The organism is Eubacterium coprostanoligenes, assembly GCF_900167205.1.
Lineage (GTDB): Bacteria > Bacillota > Clostridia > Oscillospirales > Acutalibacteraceae > Eubacterium_R > Eubacterium_R coprostanoligenes.
The window spans coordinates 1-4,963 of sequence record NZ_FUWW01000031.1; the positions used below are offsets into that span (position 1 = coordinate 1).

9 protein-coding genes are annotated in these 4,963 nt (G+C 39.2%); all 9 read right to left on the reverse strand.

Going from position 1 to position 4,963, the window contains the following annotated elements:
• Positions 1–532: leucine-rich repeat domain-containing protein (locus B5D29_RS08420; protein ID WP_200803087.1), on the reverse strand; the 532-nt coding region annotated here is incomplete at its 3' end.
• Between the two features lie 128 nt (positions 533–660).
• Positions 661–1,776 carry a THUMP domain-containing class I SAM-dependent RNA methyltransferase gene (locus tag B5D29_RS08425; protein ID WP_078769116.1) on the reverse strand — a complete coding sequence of 372 codons (1,116 nt, stop codon included), beginning with the start codon at positions 1,774–1,776 and terminating at the stop codon, positions 661–663.
• 50 nt (positions 1,777–1,826) lie between these two features.
• Positions 1,827–2,135 carry an FtsB family cell division protein gene (locus B5D29_RS08430; protein WP_078769117.1) on the reverse strand — a complete coding sequence of 103 codons (309 nt, stop codon included), beginning with the start codon at positions 2,133–2,135 and terminating at the stop codon, positions 1,827–1,829.
• A 67-nt stretch (positions 2,136–2,202) separates the two neighbouring features.
• The gene (gene yabQ / locus B5D29_RS08925) at positions 2,203–2,532 is read right to left on the reverse strand and encodes a spore cortex biosynthesis protein YabQ (RefSeq protein WP_078769118.1); all 330 of its coding nucleotides are present in this window, start codon (positions 2,530–2,532) and stop codon (positions 2,203–2,205) included.
• Positions 2,529–2,801, reverse strand: coding sequence for a YabP/YqfC family sporulation protein (locus tag B5D29_RS08440; protein ID WP_078769119.1), 273 nt, complete (start codon positions 2,799–2,801; stop codon positions 2,529–2,531). Before B5D29_RS08440 ends, yabQ begins: the two co-directional genes overlap by 4 nt.
• 51 nt (positions 2,802–2,852) lie before the next feature.
• A complete protein-coding gene (locus B5D29_RS08445; protein ID WP_078769120.1) occupies positions 2,853–3,365 on the reverse strand; it encodes a Gx transporter family protein in 513 nt (170 codons plus the stop codon).
• 12 nt (positions 3,366–3,377) lie between these two features.
• Positions 3,378–3,746: a NusG domain II-containing protein gene (locus tag B5D29_RS08450; protein WP_078769121.1), complete on the reverse strand. Its 369-nt coding sequence runs from the start codon at positions 3,744–3,746 to the stop codon at positions 3,378–3,380.
• On the reverse strand, positions 3,746–4,312 hold the full coding sequence (locus tag B5D29_RS08455; protein ID WP_078769122.1) for an FMN-binding protein: 567 nt from the start codon (positions 4,310–4,312) through the stop codon (positions 3,746–3,748). The genes B5D29_RS08450 and B5D29_RS08455 overlap by 1 nt, the downstream gene beginning before the upstream one ends.
• A 3-nt stretch (positions 4,313–4,315) precedes the next feature.
• Positions 4,316–4,963, reverse strand: a 648-nt coding sequence (locus B5D29_RS08460) for an FAD:protein FMN transferase (protein WP_143406762.1), incomplete at its 5' end; no start/stop codon positions are given.

The following is a 4,963-nucleotide window of genomic DNA, read 5'->3' on the forward strand; positions in this document are numbered from 1 at the left end:
TTGGTATTGTTATGCTTGTTAAACTGCTGCACCAAAAAAATGCTTGAGCACCTATACTTGTTACACTGTTTGGTATTGTTATGCTTGTTAAACTGGAGCAACTATCAAATGCAGAATTACCTATACTTGTTACACTGTTTCCTATTGTTACGCTTGTTAAACTGTAACAATCACAAAATGCACTACTACCTATACTTGTTACACTGTTTCCTATTGTTATGCTTGTTAAACTGTTGCAATCATAAAATGCCCAATGACCTATACTTGTTACGCCGGAATTTATAACAACAGTAGCAATACAATCTATACTATGCCATGGGGCTTCATCTTCGTAAGAATAATCTTTCATTTCACCTGTTCCGGAAATAGTTAAAACCTTTGTATTTTCGTTCAGGCTCCAAGTTAAATTACTGCCGTCACCCTCTGCACCACAATAACCCGAAAACACTTCTGCATTTGCGGTTATGTTCATTCCCGCCGTAATGCTTAACAGCATCACAATTGACATAAACATGCTTAAAAACCTTTTCATATTCTTTCTCCTTTGCAAAAATTTTAAAGATTTGTTATTAATATAATTGTAAGACATTTATATTTGATAGTCAATACATTTATAAGAAAATAACCTTGAAAAAAATCAAGGTTATGTTACAGAGTATTTTATTTAAAATACATATAGTATTGGCACTTTATCATACCGTTATACAGTTTACGGCGCTTATCAGCTTTTCTGCCAAAGCATTTTTCAAATTCCTCATCAGGAGAGATAATACCATAGCTCCAACCGTGTCTGCGAACAAATTTGTCGCCCATAACACGATACAACTTTTCGGCAGTGCGAATATCAAGCATTCTTTCGCCATAAGGCGGATTTGTGATAAGAGTGCCCTTTTCGGTTGTCGGATTAAACTTTGCAACATCACAAACAGACGCACGAATGAACTTGTCCACCTTGATATTTCTTGCGTTCTTTTCGGTAAGTTCAATTGCATGTGGGTCAATATCAGAACCGAATGCAACAAAATCGGTGTCGGTCTTGATTAAATCGTGACAGCGTTCACGCTCACTCATCCAAACAGACTCCGGAACAAAGCCCCAACGGTCAACATCAAAGTTACGATTGATGCCCGGTGCGATATTATTTGCAAGCATTGCGCCCTCGATAAGAATTGTTCCGCTTCCGCAACAAGGGTCGTACATTGTGTGATAGTGACGAAGCTGTGAAAGTCGGCACATAGCGGCAGCAAGAGTTTCTCTGATAGGGGCATCGTTGCCAACAGGGCGATAGCCTCTTTTGTGAAGTCCTCTGCCCGATGTGTCGAGCATAATTGTGACTTCATCTTTCATAATTGAAAACTGAATTTGATGGACAGGACCGCTTTCCTCAAACCAATTGATGTGATAATCTTCCTTGAGAGATTCAACAATCGCTTTTTTGATTATCTTTTGGCAGTCCGGAACAGAATGGAGGGTGGAGTTGATTGAAAAACCCTTTACAGGGAATTCATCGGCAGAACCGATAAATTCGCTCCACGGCAAAGCCTTAACTGCTTGGAACAATTCCTCAAATGTTACCGCAGTGAATCTATCCAACACGATAAGAATACGCTCTGCATATCTTGACCAAATATTTGCACGGGCAAGGATGGTTTCATCTCCGTCAAAAAACACCCTGCCGTTTTCAGCACAAACATTCTGTGCATCCATAGCTTTTAAATCATCAGCCACAATACCTTCAATGCCCAAGAGGCAAGTGGCGACCATTTTCATCATCATATTTTACACCTACATAAAAATTGGGTGGTTATGCGCCACCCAAATAAGTTTTATTTGCTTGATGAGATGTCGTAATAAACGACCTCTCCGTCCTTTACATAGCCCTTTTCACGAGCCTTTTGCTCGATATATTCATCCTTATCATCCGAATTGAGAATTGACTTGACCTTTTTATTTTCATCAAGTTGTTGCTGATACTTTGTGTTAAGTTCCTGCGATTCGGTTTTAAGTCTGCTGATGTCGGCAGCATTTGTTATAAGGCAAAACGAGCAATATCCAACCAACGCTACAATAATTGCGACAACAAATCCGATAACTACATTCTTCTTGCTTTTAATCTTATTACTTTTAGCTTTCATAGCGGACTCCCCTCGTTTATTTACCTTTATATTATATTATATTCGCACAAGCAAATGCAATAGTTTTTTAAAACTTTTTTAACCTTTTTGTAAATTTTCTACGCTTTAAAGAAAGCCTAGCAACAAGTTTACGATTAAATTTTGAAAAAAGCCTATGTACCGTCAGACGATACAAGACAAACCCAACCAAAGTCAGCAAAAAATAATACAGTCTGAAGCCGTCAGTTCCAAAGCCTATTACAAAACAAAAAAACACCACAGCAAATGACAGCATCATAAAAACATCCAGAACAAAGGATAAAATTCTCGACAGCAAGATATTTTCAACCAAAGTGACAAACGAAAAAGCAAAGCCGAAAACAGCGCCGAGAGCAACAAACGACAACAGCATCATCATGAAAAAAGTCGCCTGAATGTGCTTTTTTTAACTCCGTCATTTACATAAACAAGAGCGGTGATTTTGCCATTCACCTTTAAGCAACCGCTTGTCAAATCCAACTCCTCAATATGCAAACCCTCGCCTTTGATAGTAAGTGCGCCGTAGTCGGTTTTTGCCTGTATTTCTTCCTCATTGAACGCATCAACATCCGTCACCCCGTCAAGAGTGGCATATTCACGATTTTTTACTGTAAACGAATGTTCTTTTTTATTTTCAAATTCATTCATACTGATCCCTCACAGGAATATATGAAAAAATGCCCTGAAATATTCAGAGCATCAAACATTCTTTTTAATTTTAGAAATTCGGTCAATAACCAATTTTGAAGCATAACCCATAACAAGACCGGTCACCATACCCGACACGAGAAGAACAGGCAAATAATAAGCAATTCTGACCGTGCTTGTAAGAACTACTGCTACAATCAGCTGTCCGATATTGTGCATTATACCGCCAAGCATACTCACACCGACGATGGAAAGCTTCGTATTTTTGAGCAAAGTCATAACGAGCCAACTCAAAAAGCAACCGACAAGGCTATACGCAATAGTCATCGGATTACCAAACAGCAGACCCGACAAAAGCACACGAAGCACGCCGATAATAATTGCATCAACAGGCTTCATCATATACAGTGCAAACACAACAACGATATTTGCAAAGCCGAGCTTTACACCCGGAATAGGGATGAGCAAGTTGATCGGAATAAACGATTCAAGATAGCTGAACACAAGTGCAAGAGCTATCATCATACCGTAGAACGCAATATTTTTTAATTTAGATTTTTTCATACAAAATACCAACTATGCCACGGCATCAATTTCATCATCGGACGATTTTTCATCAGTCACGGTGACGACAAATTTATGTGGCAGGCAAATAATCGACTCGCCCGACCTATTGACAGATTTATGATTGACGCAAACACCGTCAGGACAATTTGCCTTGGTTACCTTTGCTTTGCCGTCTTTGATGACAAGAGTGTTTGTGTCGCCGTCAAAATCATACTGTTTTTCAAAATCTTCATCAAGTTTTAAGGTGTCAACAACTTTTCCGTCAACCTCAACCTGAACGAATTTGCCACTGTCGCCATTGACAAAATAAAGATAGAAGCAAAGCACTCCCGCAACGGCAAGCACAACGGCAACAATAATCAAGTCAGCCTTTTTCATTATTTAGCCAAAAATTCGGTTACATATTCAGCTGCATTATCAACACCGGTGATAACAGCTTCTGATGAAATTGTGCTCTTTGCGATTACATCAACTTTTGAGCCTTTTTCAATACCGTTTGATGAAACAACAGGAATCTTTTTGCCTGCAAATTGGTTTTTGAAATCATCGGTAGCAATACGAACACCGAGATATTCGGTTTCTTCTTGCTTGAGAATATCTACACCGCAAACAACTTTGCCGTCAGCGGTGATTGTTGTTGCCATTTCGATTGGTGATTCTGCGTTGTAACCGACTGTTGTGCCGTTAATTACATAAGCCACAACTTCGTTTTTATCGTTGTACACCTCTTCAACAGCTGTTACGCCGAGTTTGTTATCTTTAACCGAAACAGGCACAGACTTTGAAATTGTGAAGTTTACATCAACAGTGCCGTTATTTTTCTCATCAACAGCATTTTTGATTGCGATTGAACCGAATACAACAGCAACGCTGAGTACGAGCATAATGACGAAAGACACAAGCTGTCTTTTGGATTTTGGATTGTAATGCGCTTTTGAATTCATAATTTATTCCTCCGAATTATCTAAAAATTGATTAAATCCTTTTGAAAATGTTTTGTTATATTCCTTGTCAACCCACACGGCTTCAATTCCGTCAAGGCTGTCAACAAGATTTTTGCCATCCTCGATAGTCATATTGAACAATGCGGTTGACATTGCATCGCCAAATGATGAATCCTTGCAAATCACCGACACGCTCGCCATATATTCGCTTGGCATAAGCGTTTCGGGATTGATTATATGGCAATATTTTTTGCCGTCAACGGTGTAATAGCGTTGATAATCACCGCTTGTAACAATGCACTCGTCTGTGATATTGAGTTTCAGCAAAAAATCATCGGAAGTGGTGTCGGGATTTTCAATGCCGATAGTCCACTTTGTTTGACCGTCATCGTTTTTATAGCCGAAAGTTGAAACATTTCCGCCGATTGAAATTGCGGCGCTTGTCCACAAATTGTTCTGCGCCCAGTTTGAAATCTGTTGAACGGCATAGCCCTTGGCAATTGCACCGACATCAAGTTTCATCTCAGGGTCTTTGAAATAAACGGTGTTATTATTCTTATCTATAACAAGATTATTAATATCGGTGTGCTTGCTTGCCTCTTTCAGCTTTGACATATCGGGAAGTTTTGCTTCCTCGGGATTTGCAATGCC